The organism is Heyndrickxia camelliae, from assembly GCF_002844575.1.
Classification (GTDB): Bacteria; Bacillota; Bacilli; order Bacillales; family Bacillaceae_C; genus Margalitia; species Margalitia camelliae.
Genome location: NZ_PIQO01000009.1, coordinates 66,151 through 87,739 on the forward strand (window position 1 = coordinate 66,151; position 21,589 = coordinate 87,739).

At 36.9% G+C, this 21,589-nt stretch carries 18 protein-coding genes; all 18 read left to right on the top strand.

Annotated elements, in window-relative coordinates:
- Positions 1–208 precede the first annotated feature (208 nt).
- The 18 genes from nagA to tuaH all read left to right on the top strand — a co-directional run bounded on the left by nagA (position 209) and on the right by tuaH (position 21,585).
- On the top strand, positions 209–1,354 hold the full coding sequence (gene nagA, locus CWO92_RS12865; protein ID WP_101354619.1) for an N-acetylglucosamine-6-phosphate deacetylase: 1,146 nt from the start codon (positions 209–211) through the stop codon (positions 1,352–1,354).
- Between the two features lie 5 nt (positions 1,355–1,359).
- On the top strand, positions 1,360–2,088 hold the full coding sequence (nagB, locus tag CWO92_RS12870; protein ID WP_101354620.1) for a glucosamine-6-phosphate deaminase: 729 nt from the start codon (positions 1,360–1,362) through the stop codon (positions 2,086–2,088).
- The gene (locus CWO92_RS12875) at positions 2,078–2,788 is read left to right on the top strand and encodes a GntR family transcriptional regulator (RefSeq protein ID WP_101354621.1); all 711 of its coding nucleotides are present in this window, start codon (positions 2,078–2,080) and stop codon (positions 2,786–2,788) included. The genes nagB and CWO92_RS12875 overlap by 11 nt, the downstream gene beginning before the upstream one ends.
- A gap of 169 nt (positions 2,789–2,957) precedes the next feature.
- Entirely contained in the window at positions 2,958–4,670 is a 1,713-nt protein-coding gene (locus tag CWO92_RS12880; protein ID WP_101354622.1) for a methyl-accepting chemotaxis protein, read from the top strand.
- A gap of 458 nt (positions 4,671–5,128) precedes the next feature.
- Complete coding sequence (gene hflX / locus CWO92_RS12885) at positions 5,129–6,388, top strand: GTPase HflX (protein WP_101354623.1); 1,260 nt, start codon at positions 5,129–5,131, stop codon at positions 6,386–6,388.
- 532 nt (positions 6,389–6,920) lie between these two features.
- Positions 6,921–7,745, top strand: coding sequence for an MBL fold metallo-hydrolase (locus CWO92_RS12890; protein WP_101354624.1), 825 nt, complete (start codon positions 6,921–6,923; stop codon positions 7,743–7,745).
- Between the two features lie 31 nt (positions 7,746–7,776).
- Entirely contained in the window at positions 7,777–8,553 is a 777-nt protein-coding gene (locus tag CWO92_RS12895; protein ID WP_101354625.1) for an alpha/beta fold hydrolase, read from the top strand.
- A 144-nt stretch (positions 8,554–8,697) separates the two neighbouring features.
- Positions 8,698–10,308 (top strand): FMN-binding glutamate synthase family protein, encoded by a 1,611-nt coding sequence (locus CWO92_RS12900; protein ID WP_101354626.1) that lies wholly within the window; start codon positions 8,698–8,700, stop codon positions 10,306–10,308.
- A 118-nt stretch (positions 10,309–10,426) separates the two neighbouring features.
- A complete protein-coding gene (locus CWO92_RS12905) occupies positions 10,427–11,242 on the top strand; it encodes a lipid II flippase Amj family protein (protein ID WP_101354627.1) in 816 nt (271 codons plus the stop codon).
- Positions 11,243–11,816: 574 nt separating this feature from the next.
- Positions 11,817–12,476 (top strand): sugar transferase, encoded by a 660-nt coding sequence (locus tag CWO92_RS12910; RefSeq protein WP_101354628.1) that lies wholly within the window; start codon positions 11,817–11,819, stop codon positions 12,474–12,476.
- A gap of 18 nt (positions 12,477–12,494) precedes the next feature.
- Positions 12,495–13,952 carry a teichuronic acid biosynthesis protein TuaB gene (gene tuaB / locus CWO92_RS12915; RefSeq protein WP_101354629.1) on the top strand — a complete coding sequence of 486 codons (1,458 nt, stop codon included), beginning with the start codon at positions 12,495–12,497 and terminating at the stop codon, positions 13,950–13,952.
- 2 nt (positions 13,953–13,954) lie between these two features.
- Positions 13,955–15,139 carry a teichuronic acid biosynthesis protein TuaC gene (gene tuaC, locus CWO92_RS12920; RefSeq protein WP_101354630.1) on the top strand — a complete coding sequence of 395 codons (1,185 nt, stop codon included), beginning with the start codon at positions 13,955–13,957 and terminating at the stop codon, positions 15,137–15,139.
- A gap of 46 nt (positions 15,140–15,185) precedes the next feature.
- On the top strand, positions 15,186–16,520 hold the full coding sequence (gene tuaD / locus CWO92_RS12925) for a UDP-glucose 6-dehydrogenase TuaD (protein WP_101354631.1): 1,335 nt from the start codon (positions 15,186–15,188) through the stop codon (positions 16,518–16,520).
- Between the two features lie 13 nt (positions 16,521–16,533).
- Positions 16,534–17,478 carry an NAD-dependent epimerase/dehydratase family protein gene (locus tag CWO92_RS12930; RefSeq protein ID WP_101354632.1) on the top strand — a complete coding sequence of 315 codons (945 nt, stop codon included), beginning with the start codon at positions 16,534–16,536 and terminating at the stop codon, positions 17,476–17,478.
- 24 nt (positions 17,479–17,502) lie between these two features.
- A complete protein-coding gene (gene tuaE, locus CWO92_RS12935) occupies positions 17,503–18,963 on the top strand; it encodes a teichuronic acid biosynthesis protein TuaE (RefSeq protein ID WP_101354633.1) in 1,461 nt (486 codons plus the stop codon).
- Positions 18,950–19,636, top strand: coding sequence for a hypothetical protein (locus CWO92_RS12940; RefSeq protein ID WP_101354634.1), 687 nt, complete (start codon positions 18,950–18,952; stop codon positions 19,634–19,636). Before tuaE ends, CWO92_RS12940 begins: the two co-directional genes overlap by 14 nt.
- Before the next feature lie 15 nt (positions 19,637–19,651).
- Entirely contained in the window at positions 19,652–20,410 is a 759-nt protein-coding gene (tuaG, locus tag CWO92_RS12945; protein ID WP_101354635.1) for a teichuronic acid biosynthesis protein TuaG, read from the top strand.
- A gap of 8 nt (positions 20,411–20,418) precedes the next feature.
- The gene (gene tuaH, locus CWO92_RS12950; RefSeq protein ID WP_101354636.1) at positions 20,419–21,585 is read left to right on the top strand and encodes a teichuronic acid biosynthesis protein TuaH; all 1,167 of its coding nucleotides are present in this window, start codon (positions 20,419–20,421) and stop codon (positions 21,583–21,585) included.
- Positions 21,586–21,589 lie beyond the last annotated feature (4 nt).

Genomic DNA, 21,589 nt, shown 5'->3' on the forward strand with positions numbered 1-21,589 from the left:
AAAATTTGTCGATGTATGTCATGAATATTTTGCACTAGTTTTACAAAAATAAATCTATGATATTCCTATTTCGTCTAGACCTATTTAATAATTAGACTTTTATCAATGCAAAAAAGTTTCAACATACAAAGATAATTGACAAATGATCTATTCCAATAGATAATTGGTATAGACAACTATATTAATTATGAAACCGAGGTGGGGAGCATTGGTACAAAAGGTTGTAATCAATGCCAAGATTTTTACTGGTAAAGAAGAAATATCAAATGGATTCATTCGTTTTCTAGATAAAATCATCGAGACCGGTTCGATGGATCAATATCAAAAGCAAAGTGATGAAGAAATAATCGATGCTCAGGGTAAAATAATTATTCCTGGAATGATTGATGTCCATATACATGGAGGGTATGGCGTGGATGTGATGGACGCAGACCCTGAAAAACTTGTTTACTTGAGTAACAAGCTTTTAGATGAAGGAGTAACTACTTTTTTTGCTACAACGATAACGCAAGATTATCCTTCTATTGAAAAGGCATTACGAGCTGTTAAGACCGCAAAGGAATCAGGTAAAACTATCATAGAAGGCGTACATTTAGAGGGTCCGTTCATTTCCGAAAAAAGAGCAGGTGCTCAGCCATTAGAATATATTAAGGCTCCTGATATTGACTTATTTTTAAAATGGCATGAGGCTTCAGGAAACTCCATCAAGCTTGTGACATATGCACCGGAAAAAGCGGGGGCACGTGAATTTGAAAATGTGATGATAGAGCGTGGAATTGTACCATCTATGGGACATTCGGACGCTGTTCGTGAGGAACTTCTACAAAGTAAAACAACACATGCAACCCATATGTATAACGGGATGCGAGGACTTCATCACCGTGAAGCTGGCGTTGCGGGTCATGCCTTATTATCCCCGCAAATTCAAGTAGAAATGATTGCGGATGGAATACATGTACACCCTGATATGGTGAACTTAACATACAAAGTAAAAGGAGCATCAGGAATGGTATTAATTTCCGATGCGATGAGAGCAAAAGGGATGCCTGACGGAGTATCTGAGCTTGGCGGACAGAAAGTATATGTGAAGAATGGAGAGGCACGTTTGGAGAATGGGTCACTCGCTGGAAGTATTTTGACGATGGACCAAGCTTTCCGAAATATTATGCAATTTACAGGATGTGGCATTGCAGAAGCAGTACAAATGACGTCTGTTAATCAAGCGAAAGAGTTTGGACTTGCTTCAAAAGGTGTGCTATCTACTGGGAAAGATGCTGATTTCGTTATCATGGATGACAGCTTTCGTGTGCGCGAAACCTATCATTTAGGAAGAAAACATCAGAGAGGGGAATAATCATCATGGAAATTTTAACTTTTACATCAGATAAAGATGCAGCGCAAAAGGCATTTGAGATTGTTCGTGAAGGTGTGGAGAGCAGAAATGTATCTACACTTGGACTTGCTACAGGAGGTACACCTGTTGAATTTTATAAGAAGATGCGTCAATCTAATTTAGATGTATCCTCCATCACTACTGTTAATTTGGATGAGTATGTTGGATTAGAAAAAGAAAATCCAAACAGTTATCATTATTATATGGAGAAGGAACTGTTTTCTCATATGAATTTTAAAGAATCATTCTTGCCTAATGGAATGGCAAAGGATTTGGAAGCAGAGTGCAGAAGATATGAGAAAATCTTGAAAACACATCCTGTGGATATTCAAATTCTTGGGATTGGTGCGAATGGACATATTGGATTCAATGAGCCTGGTACATCATTTGATGCGGAAACTCATATTGTTGAATTAACAGAATCAACACGTGAAGCGAATAAACGTTTTTTTGAAAAAGAAGAGGATGTCCCTGAGTACGCAATCTCGATGGGCATTAAGTCAATTTTAGCAGCGAAAAAAATAATTTTATTAGCATTTGGCAGATCTAAAGCAGAGGCAATTAAGGAAATGGTAGAAGGAGAAATTACTCCATCTTGTCCTGCATCCGTTTTGCAAAAGCATCCGAATGTAATAGTCCTTGCGGATGAGGAAGCTGCCTCTCTGCTAAAGGAAGGGATAACAAGTGATCGATAAGGGTTCGCCCGTTCCGATTTATTATCAGATTCAACAAATAATAAAGGAACAGATTAAAAAGGGGGAATGGTCCGTTGGGGAGGCAATTCCTTCTGAACGTATATTATCTGAGCAGTTCGAAGTCAGTCGGATGACTATTAGACAGGCTGTTCAAGGGCTTGTGGATGAAGGGGTGCTTACTCGCAAACGTGGGAGTGGGACCTTTGTAAGTAATGAAAAGGTAGAACAGCCTTTAAAAGGCGTTACCAGTTTTACAAAACTGATGGAACAGCGCGGAATGACACCGTCCAGTAAGATCATTTCTTTTTTGAAAAGAAAGCCGACAGAGTCGGAAGCAGAACATTTGGAAATGGACCAAGCAGTGGATGTCCTGCACATTGAGCGAATTCGTCTTGGAAATGATATACCAATTGCAATAGAAACAACCATAATTCCATGGCCTTTTGCGGAGGGTATCACGGTAGAAGACTTAGAGCATTCTTTATATGTATTTATTGAAGAGAAAAAAGGACTAGATCTTGGAGAAGGTCGCCAATCTATTGAAGCCATTGGTGCAGATAAACAAACTGCCAGCCAATTAGAAGTCCCAACAGGATCTCCAATCCTCTTAATCGAAAGGGTCACAACACTAAAGAATGGAACTCCGTTTGAATACGTCCGCTCTCACTATGCGGGGAGCAGATTTAAATTTTATATGTAAAAAAATACACTAACATTTGTTGGTGTTTTTTTTATGAAAAAAATATAAAAAATTTTTGCCCGCCTGAAAAATTCATCTTCAAAAAACTATAAATTATCCAACTAGTTGCCGATAAAAAATAGGTGTGTAGAAACAACTGCGTTAAAACATCAAGAAAAGGAGAATAGTCATGCAATTATTACGTAATATAAGGATTTCTCGAAAAATATTTATATTTATTCTGATTGAAGTATGTTCACTCGTTGTTGTTGGCTGGTGTGGACTATACTATATCTCAGATATGGCTGAGAAATCCGATTCCCTTTATCAAAATCGATTAGTTCCAAACCAAATGTTAGGGGAGGTATCACAGTTTAATACAGCAATCAATTCTGATATATTGCAGCTAATGCTTACAACCGATGATCAACAAAACGAGAATCTAACACAAAGTATTGGAATAGTTCAAAAGCAGACCGAAGAGAGCATTAACAAGCTTAGTCATGCTCATTTATCAGCAAAGGAATTGCAAAAATTACAGGAATATCAAAAAAAGATTCCAGAATTAAATCAAGCAAGGGAAGAAGTAATTCAACTGGCAATCGAAAACAAAAATGCAGAGGCATATCAGTTATATACTAATAAAGTGCTCCCTATTGGTACTTATGTAAATAGCTTGTTATCAGATTTGCAGAAAATAAATGATGACCTTGCAAAACAATCTAAAAATGAAAATAAACAATCTATGAAAGCCGCAAGTTCCATCACTTTTATTATTATCATTGTGGCTTTGGCAATCTCGATCATTCTTGGGGTATTGATTACAAGATTAATTGTCAAACCAACTAAGGAAATGATGAAGCTACTTTCTGAAGCTGAAAATGGCAATCTAACAGTAAAAGGTTCTTACAAGTCTAAGGATGAAATGGGAATGCTCATGTCCTCTTTTAACAATATGGTAGAGGGCTTGCGCAAAACAATGGAAACGGTACAGGATGCATCACAACAATTGGCAGCGACTTCGGAGGAACTTACCGCTAATGCAGAACAAACTACCGAGGCTACTGAACATGTCGCTTCCGCAATTGAAGAAGTAGCAAGCGCATCGGAAGAATCTATGGTAAAGCTTGAACGTAATTCTCTTTCACTAAGTGAGATTAAAGACGGAATAACAAATATATCGCAGAATACCGAAAATATTTCAGAATTATCTAACGAAACATCTAAAAAGGCAAAAGAAGGAGGACGTTCCATAGAGGAAAATCTGACTCAGATGAAATACATAAATGAATCTGTTCAAAAATCCAATAATGTTATTCGCTCTCTTTCCAGTCGCTCGTTAGAAATAGAAAAAATTCTTGAGGTTATTAATGATATATCCGAACAAACGAATCTGCTTGCTCTTAATGCAGCAATTGAAGCGGCAAGAGCTGGAGAACATGGAAAAGGATTTGCGGTCGTAGCGGATGAGGTAAGGAAACTTGCTGAACAATCCCAATCATCAACAAAACTGATAGCGGATTTAATTAATAGTACAAAGATTGATATTAATCAATCTATCCAATTTATGGACGAAGTGAAGAATAATGCAGAGAATGGTATGAAGGTTACGGTGGAAACTTCTGTGAAATTCAAAGAGATTATTTCCGGAACACAGAATATAACACCGAGAATAGAGGAAATGACTGCTGCAATTCAGCAAATATCGGCAAGTATTGAGGAAGTTTCACATACAGCAAAAGAGGTCGTACACAATTCACAAGAAAATGCTTCAAACTCGGAAGAAGTAGCTGCCTCCACAGAGGAACAGCTTGCATCCATGGAAGAAATCAACTCATCCTCCAAAATGCTGGCAAACATGGCAGAAGAACTAAAAGAAATCGTCAACAAATTCACCCTATAGGGTGCCAGGCACCACCCGTGGACAAATTGAGAAAGTGTCCTCTGTGTGTGGACACTTTTAGAAATTTCACGAAAATAATTATTGGGCCATTGCTAATTTTAGGTAGTTATGGTAAAATTCAAATAACTTAACAGAACGGAGGGGTTCCGAAGTGCGACTACGTTTCGATTTATTATGCCGCTAATTGAATAGTGTGTATGGTTCTGCTCATGCAGCAGGGGAAATCGGAATTGGTCTGCCTATTTTTATGGAACTCTAATAAATTTCATATTTATGATAAAAGAGGGAGGGACGAATAGCCCTCTTTTTTGTGTCTTCAAAATTCTAGATTACTAATGATGATGATGTGCATTTTCATCATACCTGGTATGGTTGATTTTGCTGTCCCTGTTCCTGATTCCCCTCTGTATTGAGCGGATAAATTATTATTACATGTAATATCGGAGGGATATAAATATATGATGGCAGAACGTGAAAAGGCAATATTAATCGGAGTTCATCTTGGACAGCAAGTAAATTTTGAATACTCCATGGAGGAACTGGCAAACTTAGCAGATGCCTGTGGGATAGATGTGGCTGGAGTGATTATCCAAAATCTTCAACGTGTAAACAAGTCACATTATATTGGCACGGGAAAAATAAAAGAAGTAGCTGCCTTACTAGCAGCAACGAATGCGCGAACCGTTATTTTTAATGATGAATTGTCGCCTTCGCATATTCGAAATCTCGAGAAGGAACTAGAATGCAGGGTAATCGACCGCACCATATTAATCCTTGATATTTTCGCAGAGCGTGCGAAAACGAAGGAAGCCCAGCTGCAAGTAGAGGTTGCGAAATTACAATATATGCTTCCTCGCTTAATTGGGCTCCGTGAATCACTTGGCCGTCAAGGTGGCGGTTCTGGATTAAAAAATCGTGGGTCAGGAGAAACAAAACTGGAGTTGGACCGTAGAAAGATAGAGGAAAAAATTACTGTGCTTAATAAAGAGTTAGAAATTCTTGTTTCTCATCGGCAGACACAGAGGAAACAGCGCAGGAAAAATAATGTTCCCGTGGTTTCCTTAGTAGGCTACACAAATGCAGGTAAGTCAACGATTATGAATGCCATGGTGGAATTATTTCATCCTGCTGGCAATAAGCAAGTATTTGAAAAAGACATGTTGTTTGCGACCTTAGAGACTTCTGTGAGAAACATACAACTTCCAGATGCAAAGTCTTTCTTATTAACGGATACGGTTGGTTTTGTCGATAAGCTACCCCATCATCTTGTAAAAGCATTTCGATCCACTTTAGAAGAAGTAGCTGAATCGGATTTATTAATTCACGTTGTAGATTATTCGAATCCGAATCATAAACAAATGATGGATATTACGGAGCAGACATTAAAAGCGATAGGAGTTGAAAATATACCCACCATCTATGCCTTTAATAAAGCAGATATGTTGAAAATGGAGATACCTTCTGTATTCACCAACGGTGTGTATCTTTCTGCGAAACAAAGGATTGGCATCAAGGATCTAGTTGAGATGATTCGCAAACAGATTTTCACAAATTATGTCCAATGTGAAATGCTGATTCCGTATGATCGAGGAAATATTGTTTCTTATTTCAATCAAAACGCGGAGATTTTCTCAACGAGCTACGAAAATGAAGGAACAAAGCTGCTATTGGAGTGCAGAACAGCAGACTTCGAAAAATTTCAAGAGTTTGTTGTGTAGCAGTCTGTTAGAGTAGCTTGCAATGTTATGGTGTCAGTGGGGTGTCTGGCACCATAAATGTATATAAACAGCCGATAGTTTGAGAGCACTTTCATTTTGTTGGCTTATGCTGTACCTTTAATAGGAGTGATATATTTACTTATTATTACAATAGTAAACTTTTCATCACAAAATAAAACGCTAACTGATTCTGTTAGTGTGAAATTATTTGTTTTTGTTTTGACTTTATTTTTAGTAAGTCGAAAGGGCATAAAAATATAGTAGCAATATCGCTACTATATGATGGAATTATTTATTAACTTTGTAAGCCTAGCTTATTAAACGCTCAAGAATTAACGACAAACTTAATAACATTGTTTTATATCCATTCATAACAGAGTTGCAAGTAGCAAGTGGTTTGTTTTTTTTTTGAAAAAATAGGGCATGGAAACCGCATGGGTAATTGAAATCTTTTAAAAAATAAATGCATGGATATGGCAAAGCTTCATATTAATAATGTTGGAGTAAAATGCTGTAAGTAGGGGGAACGTTTATGGATAATTTTATTTGTATTACATGTGGTACCCAATATCCTTCCACACAAGAACCGCCCCACGAATGTCACATCTGTAATGAGGAGCGTCAGTATGTTCATCCGAACGGACAATCCTGGACCACCTTAGAGGAAATGCTGCAAAGTAGTAAATACTATAATGAAATTTTAAAAGAAGAAGAGAATTTATACAGTATTACCACGAAACCTTCATTTGCTATTGGGCAAACTGCGTATGTTATAAAGCAAAATGGATTCGGGGTAATATGGGATTGTGTGACTTACCTTGACGAGACAACGCTTGCCTTTTTAAAAGAAAACGGGCCCATTCATGCCATGGCTTTATCTCATCCCCACTACTATTCAACCCAAGTCGAATGGGCGGAAAAGCTAAATATACCTATTTATATTCATGAAGATGACCAGGAATGGGTCATGCGTCCAAGTGAAAAAATTGTATTTTGGTCAGGGGAGGAACTTGAACTAGCTGACGGGATTACCCTTCATAGATTAGGGGGTCATTATAAAGGCGGAGCTGTTTTGCATTGGGAGCAGGGGAATGATGGGAATGGCATTTTATTATCAGGAGATATTATACAGGTTGTAGCAGATACCAGGTGGGTCAGCTTCATGTATAGTTACCCTAATCTCATCCCTTTACCAGCAAAAAAAGTTGCGGAAATGGCAAACAAGGTCAAGGATATACAATTTAAGCGATTATATAATGCTTTTCATAGAGTTGTATCAGAAAATGCAAATGATGCCGTTCAAAAATCAGCGGAGAGGTACATTAAAGCATTACAAGGGGAGTTATTTCAAACATAAAATTTTTTGAATATATAAGGGGTGATAGGAAATGCCGGAGTTTGTTTCGAATGGAGTTAGGCTAGTCTATGATGATGTGGGAACTGGAACACCTATCATATTACTGCACGGTCTAGGCGGAAATCGATATAGTTTTCAGGAATTCATAAAACAATTCAATAGCCAATTTCGTATTATTGCTTTAGATTCTAGGGGACATGGAGATTCAGAAAAACCTGCAGGTTATTCATTAGACGATCACATCGAAGACGTTAAAGCTTTAATGAATTATCTGAGTATAGATTCAGCGCATATCCTTGGGGCATCAATGGGGAGTTATATTGCTCAAGGAGTGGCGATTACTATTCCCAATCGGATTAACAAGTTGATTCTAGTAGTAGCAAAATCGCATGGGAAAACTTCTTCAACACAAGAACTTATGGAGCGACATGCCGATGAAATAGCAGGGCTTAATATGGATGAAGCAATAGCCCATTTATCCCAATATATATTCTATAATCTTGATGCTGCTCGGGAATATTTGATGGAGTACCAAACGAAAGGACATGCTTTAACACCGCAAGAACAAGCGGCTGCCAATAAGGCATTAGAAGGCTTCGATTTCCGCTCTGACTTGCATAAAATTACCGCCGAAACATTAGTGATTAGCGGTAAACACGATGGACTTAATCCTCCAATCCTAGGTAGAGAAATAGCCAATCTCATTCCCAATGCAACATTCGTAGAATTTGAAAAATCAGGTCATGTTCCTAACGCAGAAGAACCAGAAAAATTTATAAATATTATAAGAAACTTTCTAATCGAGTAGAAATATAAACCCTTCATGGCATTGCATGGAGGGTTTAATGCATAAGTCAGTGTCCACCCAGGGCGGACAAAGTGCCGAATTGTCCATTTGTGGTGCCTGGCACCAAATGGTAGAATGGTAGAAAATGAGGAGGATGGTGAAAGGATGAACTGGTCAGAGGGGTTAATTGTTGCGATATTTATTTTGTTGGTGGCGGTTATATTAGGACCGCTTGGGTTTTATTTTTACATATTATTTCGAGACTCCCGTCAAAAGGAACATGCGGTATTAAGAAACTTCCCGGTGCTCGGCCGGGTTCGTTACATAGCAGAAAAGGTAGGACCGGAACTAAGGCAATATTTATTTCTGAATAATAATGAAGGAAAGCCGTTTTCAAGGAATCAGTATGAAGGTGTTGTAAAATCGGGAAAGTACAAGCAAAGAATTACAGCATTTGGTTCCGAAAGAAATTTTGAGGATTCTGGATTTTACTTAAGAAACGCAATGTTTCCTAAGCAAAGGGAAGAACTGCGAATCCATCAGTCTCCCAAAATCCAAACACAGATTTATAAGATTGATAATGAAAAACTTATAAGCAGAAAAGAGCACTCAGAACATGCTGAAATTGACCCGTATTACTTATCAGAACAGGATCAAGTGATCATTGGTAAGGATACATGTAAAAAGCCGTTTTATGTAAAAGGTTTAATCGGCCAATCAGCGATGAGTTATGGAGCATTGGGGAAAAATGCGATAACGGCATTGTCAAAAGGACTTGCGCTTGCCGGTGGTACATGGATGAATACTGGAGAAGGCGGACTATCCAAGCATCACCAGGCCGGAAACGTGGATATTATTGCTCAAATCGGGCCTGGATTATTCGGTTATCGAACCGAAGACGGGGAATTTTCGTGGGAACAATTTAAACGAAAAAGCCAAATAGATCAGGTAAAGGCATTTGAATTAAAGTTGGCACAAGGAGCAAAAATTCGCGGAGGCCATGTTGAGGCCGAGAAAGTTACGCCGGAAATTGCAGAAATTCGTAATGTGACACCTTGGAAGACAATTGACAGTCCAAATCGTTTCCGGCAATTTCATGATACAAAAGGGCTCCTAGATTTCGTGGAGCAAATGCGAGAAATTGGCGGGAAGCCAGTTGGATTTAAAATAGTTGTCGGAAGCCGCGATGAAGTGGAAGAAATCATCAAAGTGATGGCGGAAGAAGGAAAATTTCCTGACTTTATCACTGTTGACGGCGGTGAAGGTGGAACAGGAGCAACGTACCAAGAGCTTGCGGATGGACCTGGTTTACCGTTATATACAGCACTTCCAATCCTGCATAAAATGCTGGAGAAATATCAAATCAGGGATCGTGTAAAAATAATTGCTTCTGGAAAATTAATTACTCCAGATAAAATGGCATATGCCCTTTGTCTAGGAGCGGATTTAATCAACACAGCACGCGCCTTTATGATTTCCGTTGGCTGTATCATGGCGCAAACCTGCCATTCTAATACATGTCCAGTTGGCGTTGCCACAACCGATCCGAAACGGGAAAAGGCATTGGTCATTGAGGAAAAAATGTACCGTGTTTGCAACTATGTTGTCTCAACTAGGGAAGGGCTGTTCAATCTTGCTGGTGCAGCAGGTTTATCATCCCCAACAGAATTCACGGAAGAACATGTAATGTTCCGGGCAATGGATGGTCAGCTGTATACTGGAAAAGAATATATGCAAGGATTAATGAGGCCAAGGCTTGATAAAATGGCTTTATAGAGGTAAGAGGCGAGTTGATTTACTCGTCTCTTTTTAACCATCTAGGTAAAAATAGCTTTCTATTTTTAATTGAACAGATATAATAGTCTTAAAATAAGGAAAAGGAAAAGGATAAACAATGGAATTATTTTCAACGAAATTGATTATCATCTCTGTATTTCTACTAATAGTTACAACCATTGAAACACTGGCCTACTCTACAAGGCTATCAGGTGCAAGAGTTGGGTTAATCGCATCTGCCTTATCTTTATTCAATACAATGATTATCGTTTCCAGATTTTCAACTATGTTTCAGCAGCCAATGACAGGCAAGCTAATTGGGGAAGCACCGAAAGTGAATACACTCGATTTCATTCAAGACCAATATCGTATATTAATTGGAGTCACAACCATAGGTGTTTGTGTAGGTATTCTTTTATTCCCAACATTTATTGCGATTTTTTCCAGAGCTATCACACAACTGTCTGAGGAAAAGGGATCTATTTTTTCCGTCATAAAAAAATGGAGTAATAAACAAGGGTTGCAGAAGGTCATTGCCTGCATTCGATTGCCGCGTTTATCCTATTTGAAAGGGATAAACAGGCGTACATTTCCTAAACGGATATTTGTAATAAATGCCATTATTACATCCATTTACACGGTAGGAGTATTGGCCGCATTATATGCTTCTGTAATTGTGCCTGCCAAGTATGCTCCAGCGGCTATTATGTCATCTGGAATCATTAACGGAGTAGCCACGATTTTATTAACACTCTTCGTAGATCCTAAAGCATCCGTATTAGCGGATCAGGTTGTGAAAAAGCAAAATAAATACGTGTATTTAAAAAGCCACTCTTTCGCTATGGTAAGCTCCAAATTAGTTGGAACCGTACTGGCGCAAATTTTATTTATTCCAGCGGCGTTATACATTGCATGGTTTGCTCACTGGATTTAAAAGCCATCAGATAGGATGGCTTTTTTTCTTGCAATTTATTGCCTGCTATAGCGAGTAAGAGCATTGATTCTTCTCTCGTCGTATGTGAGAGCGACAGTTTGTCTTTCTCTTTATGAAGATAGTTCGAATGGAAAAAAGGTCCTAAATCGCTCTGATTGGTGGATATTTCAGTCCATTTAATGACCTTTTTATTCTGTTTATCTATGATTTTGGTTCCTTCCATCCTCTAATTCTTCAAACCCCCTATTTCTTTGTGCTTTACAATAATGCAAAAGTTGAAATTAATATGTAATGTTTCTATATGGTTTATTCCCGTTTAAATGCAAATTATACAATCCTCCAAATAATCAGAAGCTAATGTCCTTGGAAATTAGCCTAAACAATTACCGCATCGAAAAAATTGGAATTGTTAATAATTGAAATTAAATTTACAAATTATTTTAAAAGTTAATAAATATTCAATAATATTCACGGAGTATTAATGCACTCTCAATATTCCCTTAAAATATTGTACCTATAATTTACGTATCGGATAGCAAGTCTTCCTAATACTTCAACTTATGAGGTGGCTAGTATGAACACTGGACATAGTTTCGATACCTATCAACATTATTTTTCAGTCCATGCCTCCAATCTAACGTTATCTAAGCAGTCAAGGCAGTATCTCTATTTAAAGAGAATTTTTGACATTATTATTTCTGTGATTGGAATCATAGTGGCATTCCCAATTGTAATGTTATTTGCAATTATGATCGCCATTGAAACACCGGGTTCACCATTCTATATACAGGAGCGTCTAGGAAAAGACGGAAGATGTTTTAAATTAATAAAACTTCGGTCGATGAAAAAAGATGCAGAAAAAGAGGGGGCTAAATGGGCTGAATTAAATGATTCCCGGGTAACAAGAATAGGGGCATTTATCCGGAAAACTCGAATTGATGAGATTCCTCAATTAATTAATGTAATGAAAGGGGATATGTCGATAGTTGGTCCGAGGCCAGAAAGACCCATATTCACAGAAAAGTTTGACCGTGAGATTAAAGGATTTTCTAACCGATTGATCGTAAAACCAGGGCTAACTGGATTAGCTCAAGTAAATGGAGGCTATGATATTTCACCGAGAGAAAAGCTTAGATATGACATCGAATATATACAAAATCTCTCCTTTACTCTTGAGCTTAAAATCATTTTAAAAACGATTAAAGTTGTCATAACAGGGGAAGGAGCACGTTAAATAAAGGAAGGTAAAAAAATGTCATCGATAAGAAGTCAAATGTTGAGAGGAATAAAGTGGACAGGACTTTCTACGATAATCGTTACAATATTTCAGATTGTACAATTTGCATTACTGGGAAGGATCATGAGCCTTTCTGATTTTGGATTAGTAGGAATGATCACAACCGTTGTTGCCTTTTCGCAAATATTTTTAGATATGGGAGTCGGTGCAGCAGTTGTTCAAAAGGAAGTCATAACGGAACGTTCAATGTCTACTTTATTCTGGCTCAACATGATAGCAGGTATGATTATATTTATTTTTTTCGAGCTTGCTAGCCCTTTAATATCAGACTACTTTCATCGGAATGAATTAGTTGAATTGCTTCGCATATTAGGAATTTTGTTTTTGATTGCCCCCTTAGGCCAGCAAAGTCAATATTTACTGCAAAAAGAATTGCGTTTTAATTTATTGGGAGCAATTGAGGCGGCATCTACTATTGTGTCATTTTTAACACTATTGATTCTGACTTTTACCATTAGAACTATTTATGCATATGTCATTTCACAAGTTGTCTTATTTTCATTAAAAGGAATTCTTTATTTTATCTCTTACCAAAAAACATGGCGTCCCAGCTTTGTTTTTGACCCTAAAGAATGCAAGGAATTATTAACATTTGGCGGTTTCCAGTTGGCCTCAAGATTAGTCAATCGTATTGGTTCCAATATGGATGTGATATTGATTGGGAAATACATGGGGGCAGAGGCTCTTGGTATCTATAATCTTGCCTATCAAATTGTAACGATTCCGGTATTGAAGATAAATCCGATTTTGACGAGAGTAGCATTCCCTGTTTTTTCAAAGAATCAAAAAAGCAGTGAAGCTTTAAACGAAGGATTCTTGCATATGACAAAGCTGTTAAGCCTTGTTTCGTTTCCAATCTTGATGGGTCTTGTTGCTGTGTCAAATGTTTTTATCCTTACTATCTTTGGAGAAAAGTGGGTGCAAGCAATTCCAATTGTACAAATCATGGCGATTGTAGGAATTCTTCGAGTATTAATGAATCCAAATGGATCTATTATTCTTGCAAAGGGAATGGCGAAAATCGCATTTTATTGGGATGCAGGAGTGCTAATTCTTTATGGGGTAGCCTTATTGGTGGCAGTAAGCACAAATAGTTTAGTGATAGTAGCATGTACATATGTGTTAGTGAGTATAGTTAACTTTCTTTTTGGAAGACAGTTATTAAAGTGGTTAATTCAGCTGAGTTGGAGGAATTATATAAAATCCATAAAAGTCCCGTTTGCATTATCCCTCATCATTACGGTAACGGCATATTTAGTAAAGGAAATAGTGAATCAATACGTTTCGACTAACTCGATGGGGCCGTTAATAATCTCTGTATCTATTAGTGCAGGATTGTATATTACCTTTTTAATCCGAATATATCCTCACTATTTTACAAGATGGCTTAAAAAACAATTAAGAGGGAGATAGCTATGAAAGTCTTATGGATAACAAGTAATTACCCGAGTGATGAACAGCCTGGAAGCGGAGTTTTTCATGAGACACAGGTTCAGGCACTTCTAAAGTTGGGTGTAGAAGTTACTGTCATAAGCCCTATTCCAAGGAATCTTTCACTATTTAGATATATGCGAAAGCAATATCGTGCTAAATCTAATATTCCATTTAGGTATATAAGAAAGGGTGTAACAGTCTACCGTCCAATATATCTAGCATTTCCTGGTCAACTTAGATGGGCTCAGCCGCATAACCGTATTGCTCAATCTATCTTAAAGACTTTGTCCGTATTAGATATAGAGTTCGACTTAATTCATGCTCATTTTGCAATGCCCTCAGGAGGTGCAGCAAGTGTAGTATCTAAACAGAAAAGAATCCCTTGGGTATTAACGTTACATGGCAGTGATGTGAACATATACCCCAATTTTAGTAAGAGTGCAAGAAAAATGTTTGTTAATACAGTAATAGAAGCTAATCATGTTATGGCTGTTGATGTAAATCTTCAAAAGAAAACAAATGATGTAACAGGGAGAGACAGTATTGTACTTCCAATTGGAATAGATCTAGAGCGGTATCAAAAACAGGAATATCGAAAGCAGGATTTAAGGAGAAGGTTAAGGATACCAATCGACAAAAAACTTATTTTATTTGTTGGAAGACTGGTAGAAAACAAGGGGGTATTTGAACTTGCTCAGGCTCTCGAATCGCTTCCGGATGAAGTTGCTGTTGTATATGTTGGTGACGGTTCAGCTGCAGAACAATTGCGGCAGAATCCGGAATTAAATAGGCGACTATTTTTGACTGGACAGATTGAAAATGAAAGGGTGAAGGAATATTTACTAGCGAGCGATGTTCTTGCACTTCCATCTTACTCAGAAGGAATGCCAACTGTTGTGATTGAAGCATTAGCATCCAAAGTTCCTGTCATTAGTACTGCGGTTGGTGGGGTTCCTGACTTATTTAGTACGTACCCTCACTATTTAATTGAAAAAAAGTCTGTATCAAGTCTTGTGGAACGAATTCAAGATGTTTTATATCGAAATCTATACACCGATGAATCTCAACAAGAGCTTCTTGAAATAGTGAATAAAAATTATGATGCCCAGAAAAATGCTTCTCTGCTTATGGATGTATATACACAAGCGATAAAATCTACTAATTGATTTCTGAAAAAGATTACGTTTTTCCAATTAGAAAGGGGAGTAACTTATGAAGAAAATTACTGTTATTGGCACAGGGTATGTAGGTCTTGTATCAGGAACTTGCTTTGCAGAGTCAGGAAACCAAGTTATCTGCTGTGATAATGATGAAAGGAAGATCAATAACCTTTTGCAAGGGGGAGTCCCTATTTATGAACCGGGATTAAAAGAGCTAATTGAGAAAAATGTTAAGAAAGGAACACTTTGCTTTACCTCTAACATAAAGCAGGCTATTCGGGAAGCTGAAGTGATTTATATAGCTGTTGGTACACCAATGTCACCATCAGGTGAAGCAGACCTATCCTTTGTTGAACAAGTAGCAAAAACTATCGGTGAAAATGTGAATAGTTATAAGGTTATTGTGACTAAAAGTACAGTTCCTGTAGGTACAGGAAGACTGATTGAATCGATAATAAAGCAACATTTACGTGAAGATTATCCATTTGATATAGTATCTAATCCTGAGTTTTTGCGGGAAGGTGCGGCTATTAAAGAAACTTTGAATATGGAACGGGCAGTAATCGGTACGGAAAGTGACATGGCATATCAAATCATTTCAGAATTGCACCAGCCCTTTACATCCACAATATTGAGAGTTTCCCTTGAAACTGCTGAAATCATTAAATATGCAGCAAATGCATTTCTAGCTACAAAGATATCATTTATTAATGATATCGCGAACATTTGTGAACGAGTTGGAGCTGATGTTACAAAGGTCTCTGAAGGAATTGGTTTAGATAGTCGAATAGGTAATAAATTTCTGCAGGCTGGCATTGGATTTGGAGGCTCTTGTTTTCCAAAGGATACTGCTGCTCTCGTACATATTTCCCAAAAATGCGGCTATGACTTTAAATTAATAAAAGCTGTTATGGAAACTAATGAGGGGCAACGGGTAAAAATTGTAGAGAAACTTAAGGATGCCTTAGGCACATTAAATGGAAAAACAATTAGTGTTCTAGGCTTAGCCTTTAAACCTGATACAAACGATATTAGATCGTCGCCGGCATTAGATATTATTCCTTACTTGTCGGTGAATGGAGCAACCGTTCGGGCATTCGATCCAATTGCAGTAGAGGAAACAAAAAAACAACTTGGCTATCAGTGTTTATATTTTAAAGATATCTATGAAACATTAGAAAATGCAGATGCCTGCTTAATATTAACGGATTGGTTGCAAGTAAAGCATTTAGATTTAAATAAGGTGAAAGAATTAATGAGACAGCCCCTTATTGTTGATGGTCGAAATATCTTTGATTTGGAAACTATGCAGGAATTCGGGTTTACCTACTTATCGATTGGTAGACAACCAATCAATAAGGGAACAATCATTTCGAAGGCCATTTAGGAGGTATTTTCTGATGAATAGAGTGCTTGTAACCGGCGGTGCTGGCTTTATAGAATCACATATAGTAGAGGAATTGCTTCAGCAAAATTTTGAAGTAATTGTTATCGATAATTTTTCAACTGGTAATAGAATGAATATTGAAAAGCTCCCTATTAAGCTTTTTTATCATGATATAACTAAGGAAAGTATAATAGATTTCATTGTTTCACTACAACCAGACTATATTATTCATCAAGCTGCACAAGTAAGTGTATCGGAATCAGTCCAAAATCCGCTTTTTGATGAAAATGTAAATATAAAGGGGTCCTTGCACGTCATCGATGCAGCTATAAAATGTAGTGTAAAAAAGATTGTTTTTGCTTCTTCTGCAGCTGTTTACGGAAATCCTGTTACATTACCAGTGCAAATCAATCATTCTACTAATCCGGAGTCTCCATATGGAATTAGTAAATTGACCGTTGAGCAATATCTTCAAATGTCAAACAAACTATATAAACTGCCATACAGCATTCTGCGATACAGCAATGTCTACGGACCTAGACAGGATGCTAAAGGAGAAGGCGGGGTAGTGGCGATTTTTTCTGACCGCTTAACTAAACATATGTCGCCAGTAATATACGGAGATGGAGAGCAAACCAGAGATTTCATCTATGTTAAGGATGTTGCCAAGGCAAATGTAAAGGCCCTTTTCGTAAAAGATAATATATGTGTGAATGTTTCATCATGCCAATCCGTTTCTATTAATGAGCTATTCCAAATGATGAGGGACGCGGCAAAATCTGATGTAATAGCAATCCATCAAGAAGATCGTCCTGGAGATATTCGGCATAGTATTCTTTCGAATAAGGAAACGAAGGAACTATTAAATTGGGAGCCATTAATCAATCTTTCACATGGGTTGAACGAAACAATTCAATATTATGGAAAGAAACGAAAAATGCCGCTTTTACATAATTAAAGAAAAAAGGGAGCTATTGGTCAGATGACGGATAATCGCAGAATTATACAAGCGGTATTTGCTGCAACTTTCCTATTAATAGGAATTTTGGATGCTATTTTATTTATAAAACTGAAGAGTCAGATTTATTTTCTTCCGTTCCTGGTTGGAGTGCTACTATTATATATCTTTATTGCAAAACAATATGTGAATCCCGGTAGGCTACTGATCGGTATGATGTACTTTTTGGTCATGACGACTTTTCTTAACCAATCAGTGTTAAGTATTCATATTGGTTTCTTCAACTTGTTCTTATACAGAATAGTGTTAATATTGGAGGCAATTATTTTTCTTATCTTTTGGTGGAAGGAAAAGAATGGTGTCTTGAATTGGAATCGAGTCAATGTGAAACCAATATTATTCTTTTTATTGTTTTGGATGGCCTATGGTTTTGTTTCATTATTATGGTCCAAATCCGTGTTGGATGGTTTTAAATATATGGTACTGATTGGCACCGGGGTCTTGTTTGTCTATCTGGCAGTTTTTATTTTTCAAAAGTATACCCATCTAAATATTTTTTACGGAATTTGGATGTTGATGACGACGGTTCTATTGATATTAGGTTTGATAAACCATTTCGGGCATGTCCAACTTCCCACCTCAACGCTTTATGGTGGGCCGGATTACAAAATGTCGTATCCGACTGCCGTTTTTTTTAATCAAAACGACTTTGCCACTTTTCTTTCCATATCATTCTTTTTCTATTTTTCTGCGGCAATAAATAGTAAGAGTGTATGGATAAAATCTTTATCGATATTGCTAGGTTTACTTAGTGTATACATCATTTATTTAACGGAATCCCGTGCAAGCTTGCTCGGGATAATGGTTGGAGTTATATCCTATCTGTTTATTATCCTTCCTAGAACTATCAAGAAGATTGCGGTGTTCGTTTGTTCGTTTATGGTTATTGCTGGCTCAGTCATCTTTCTGAAAAAAATAACATCATTATTAGGATTATTCTTCAATCCGATTAACCAGACATCCTCCAATATGGTTAGGCTAAATTTGTTAAAGAATGACTTGCACTTTGTATTAGAAACTTTCGGTTTTGGAGTAGGTGCTGGGAATATTCCATTTTATTTAAAAAATGAAGCCATCTACGACACAAACCATGTTTTAGAAGTACATAATTGGCTTGCAGAAATTATAGGAAATTTTGGCATAGTCATATTTTGTGGCTATATTACCCTATATTTATATCTATTTTATAGTCTGTATAAAGTATATAAAGCAAAGAGAGGCTTGGAACAAAAAGGGATTATGGAGGCTTGCATGCTGGGACTTATTTCCTTTCTAGTCTCAAGTATTAGTCCTAGTTCTGTCAGTAACCTGTACTTTCATTGGGTATTTCTTGGATTTGTCATTTCGACTGTAAATGTACTGAAAAACAATCAATCCAAACAGAAATTTAACACTAAGGGGCAAGGTTTAAATGGAACTTATTAGGAACAGGGTAAAAGCACATTACAAAAAATACTTCATCCTACTTGTAATAATCCCCCTAATTTTAGCGGGAATTGGCTGGATTTTGCCGGTAGGAAAAGAAAATTCGTTATACACAGCAGTGGCGACTATTTCATTAGGAAACTACGGAAACGCGGATTTAAATAGTTCAAAACAAGTGAATACCTTACTAACTAATATACCTTTCTACCAGAACTATGTAACGGAACTATGGAATGAAAAGCAAAATCAGATTGTAGGGAATCTGCAAGTATTAGATGTAGCGGAGGATAGGATAAAGCTTTCGTATACGGAAAAATCAAAAGAAAAAGCAGTCCAAATACTAAGCGAAATTACGGATTCCTTTCTAACATACGATCATGAGAGATTTACTGAAAAAAAAAATATCATTCAAAAAACAATCCAAACGGTGAAAAATGCAGAGGTAAGCAAGGATACCATTGTGGATCAACAACGATTCCTCTATGAATTACAGAATGATCTTCAAGATATCAAACCAGCATCTCTATTAAAGTCCGCAGATTTAGAAAATGTAGAGCTAGAAAATAGAGCTATAAGTTCAAAGGAAAGAGCGGTATTAGGTGGACTATTAGGAATTACATTTGCCTTATTCTTTATTTTGATTCCTGAATTTATTCGGGACCAGTCAAATTAAAAGGAGGAAAATCTCATGCCTTTAAAGCATCCAACCGTTTCTATTATCACACCTGCCTATAACTCTGCAAGGTTCATAGAAAAAACGATTGAATCTGTAAGGAATCAGACATTTAAAGACTGGGAAATGATTATTGTTGATGATGGATCAACTGATAATACTAGGATCATATTATCTAAATATGAGGAAGAGGATGACAGAATCCATACGATCTTTTTACAAGAAAATAAGGGTCCAGCGCTAGCCCGAAATATCGCATTAGAAAAAGCAAGGGGAAGATATATTGCCTTCCTGGATAGTGATGATTGTTGGAAGCCGGAAAAACTTGATAAACAACTTCTCTTTATGGAAAGTAATGATTACGCGTTTACATATACAGGATACGAATATATTTCGCATGATGGAGTCTTATTAAAAAAGAAAGTTTCTGTGCCTTTACAAATTTCCTATAATGATATGTTAAAGAATACTATTATTGGATGTTTAACGGTTATGATTGACCGAAAAAAGATTGGTTCCTTTCAAATGCCGAATATACGGACGAGGCAGGATTTAGCAACTTGGCTAGCGATATTAAAAAAAGGTGTTTTTGCTTATGGTCTAAATGAAACTTTAGCTGAATATCGAATTGGGCAACCTTCTATCTCCAAAAATAAATGGAAAGCTGCCAAAATGAATTGGTATGTTTATCGTAAATTGGAAAAGCTTAATTGGTTTAAAGCATTATGGTGCTTTTCGCATTATGCTTTTCATGCTGTAGTAAAGAGAATATAAAAGAGGGAATGGAACCTATGAAAAACATACATATTATTGTAGCTGCAGGAGAATGGGAGACAGATCATCTCCGATATCGAAGGCATCGGTTTGCAGAGTTCTTATCCCATCAACCGGATACCCAAGAAATAATTTGGGTATGTCCGACGCCGCGCAAGGTAGATACTAATTTTCAAAAATTATCTAACAATATTACGCAATACCTAATCCAAGATATATTACCGCATAAACTATTTCGCTTTGGACGCTATATAGACAGCTTTTACAAAGCTAAAATGCGGCAACTTGTTTTATATTTGGAACAATATCATCGAAACTATCAAATATATCTGTGGTATACATTTCCTGGATTCCCTTTGCTTTCTGACATTTTTTCATGGAATAAGGTGGTGTATGATTGCAGTGATTTATGGACTGCACCGATTAGTGGAAAAAGCTCTCTCACTTCTGTATTCAGACAAAAGCTAATTTCAAAAGCAGAAAATCGAATTATCCAAAAGGCTGACACTGTTTATTGTACCTCCGATTATTTGCGGAGTCGAATTGTTGAAAAACGGCAAATACATGAAAATGTTTATACCTTAGAAAATGGTGTGGAATTTGAATTATTTGCTAGTGAACAAGATAAAATGGAAAAGATTTTGCCCGCAGATTTTGATGGCACTGTTCTAGGGTATATTGGCGGTATTAAACCAAAGCTTGATTTTGAATTGATTCAGAAGGTAGCAAGAAAAAGAAGGGATTGGCTTATCTTATTTGTTGGCCCAGATGGAACAAATTCAGACTCTGAATTTAAACAGGTTATAAAAGAGGAGAATGTAGTATGGATAGACAGTGTTCCACCCACAGATGTTCCAAAATATATGAACTTGATTGATATAGGGATTATGCCTTATAAACCATCGCAATATAATCAGGCGGTATTTCCCCTTAAATTATTTGAGTTTCTTGCATCTGGTAAACCTGTTATTGGCGTTCATTTACCGTCAACTAAAAAATATACACAAAAATTTGTATATCATCTGTTAGAAAAAGATAATCCGGAAGAATTTATTCAGGTATGTGAGCAGTTGGAGAAAAATAAAAGACAAGAAACGAATGTACGATTACGAAAGCAACTCGCGAAAACGAAAGATTGGAATAGTGTTTTCGAGAATATGATTTGTTCCATGTAAAAAA

Coding starts and splice junctions, on each gene's coding strand:
- nagB (WP_101354620.1), top strand. CDS start 1,360: ATGGAAATTTTAACTTTTACATCAGATAAAGATGCAGCGCAAAAGGCA.
- CWO92_RS12880 (WP_101354622.1), top strand. CDS start 2,958: ATGCAATTATTACGTAATATAAGGATTTCTCGAAAAATATTTATATTT.
- hflX (WP_101354623.1), top strand. CDS start 5,129: ATGATGGCAGAACGTGAAAAGGCAATATTAATCGGAGTTCATCTTGGA.
- CWO92_RS12890 (WP_101354624.1), top strand. CDS start 6,921: ATGGATAATTTTATTTGTATTACATGTGGTACCCAATATCCTTCCACA.
- CWO92_RS12895 (WP_101354625.1), top strand. CDS start 7,777: ATGCCGGAGTTTGTTTCGAATGGAGTTAGGCTAGTCTATGATGATGTG.
- CWO92_RS12900 (WP_101354626.1), top strand. CDS start 8,698: ATGAACTGGTCAGAGGGGTTAATTGTTGCGATATTTATTTTGTTGGTG.
- CWO92_RS12905 (WP_101354627.1), top strand. CDS start 10,427: ATGGAATTATTTTCAACGAAATTGATTATCATCTCTGTATTTCTACTA.
- CWO92_RS12910 (WP_101354628.1), top strand. CDS start 11,817: ATGAACACTGGACATAGTTTCGATACCTATCAACATTATTTTTCAGTC.
- tuaB (WP_101354629.1), top strand. CDS start 12,495: ATGTCATCGATAAGAAGTCAAATGTTGAGAGGAATAAAGTGGACAGGA.
- tuaC (WP_101354630.1), top strand. CDS start 13,955: ATGAAAGTCTTATGGATAACAAGTAATTACCCGAGTGATGAACAGCCT.
- tuaD (WP_101354631.1), top strand. CDS start 15,186: ATGAAGAAAATTACTGTTATTGGCACAGGGTATGTAGGTCTTGTATCA.
- CWO92_RS12930 (WP_101354632.1), top strand. CDS start 16,534: ATGAATAGAGTGCTTGTAACCGGCGGTGCTGGCTTTATAGAATCACAT.
- tuaE (WP_101354633.1), top strand. CDS start 17,503: ATGACGGATAATCGCAGAATTATACAAGCGGTATTTGCTGCAACTTTC.
- CWO92_RS12940 (WP_101354634.1), top strand. CDS start 18,950: ATGGAACTTATTAGGAACAGGGTAAAAGCACATTACAAAAAATACTTC.
- tuaG (WP_101354635.1), top strand. CDS start 19,652: ATGCCTTTAAAGCATCCAACCGTTTCTATTATCACACCTGCCTATAAC.
- tuaH (WP_101354636.1), top strand. CDS start 20,419: ATGGAACCTATGAAAAACATACATATTATTGTAGCTGCAGGAGAATGG.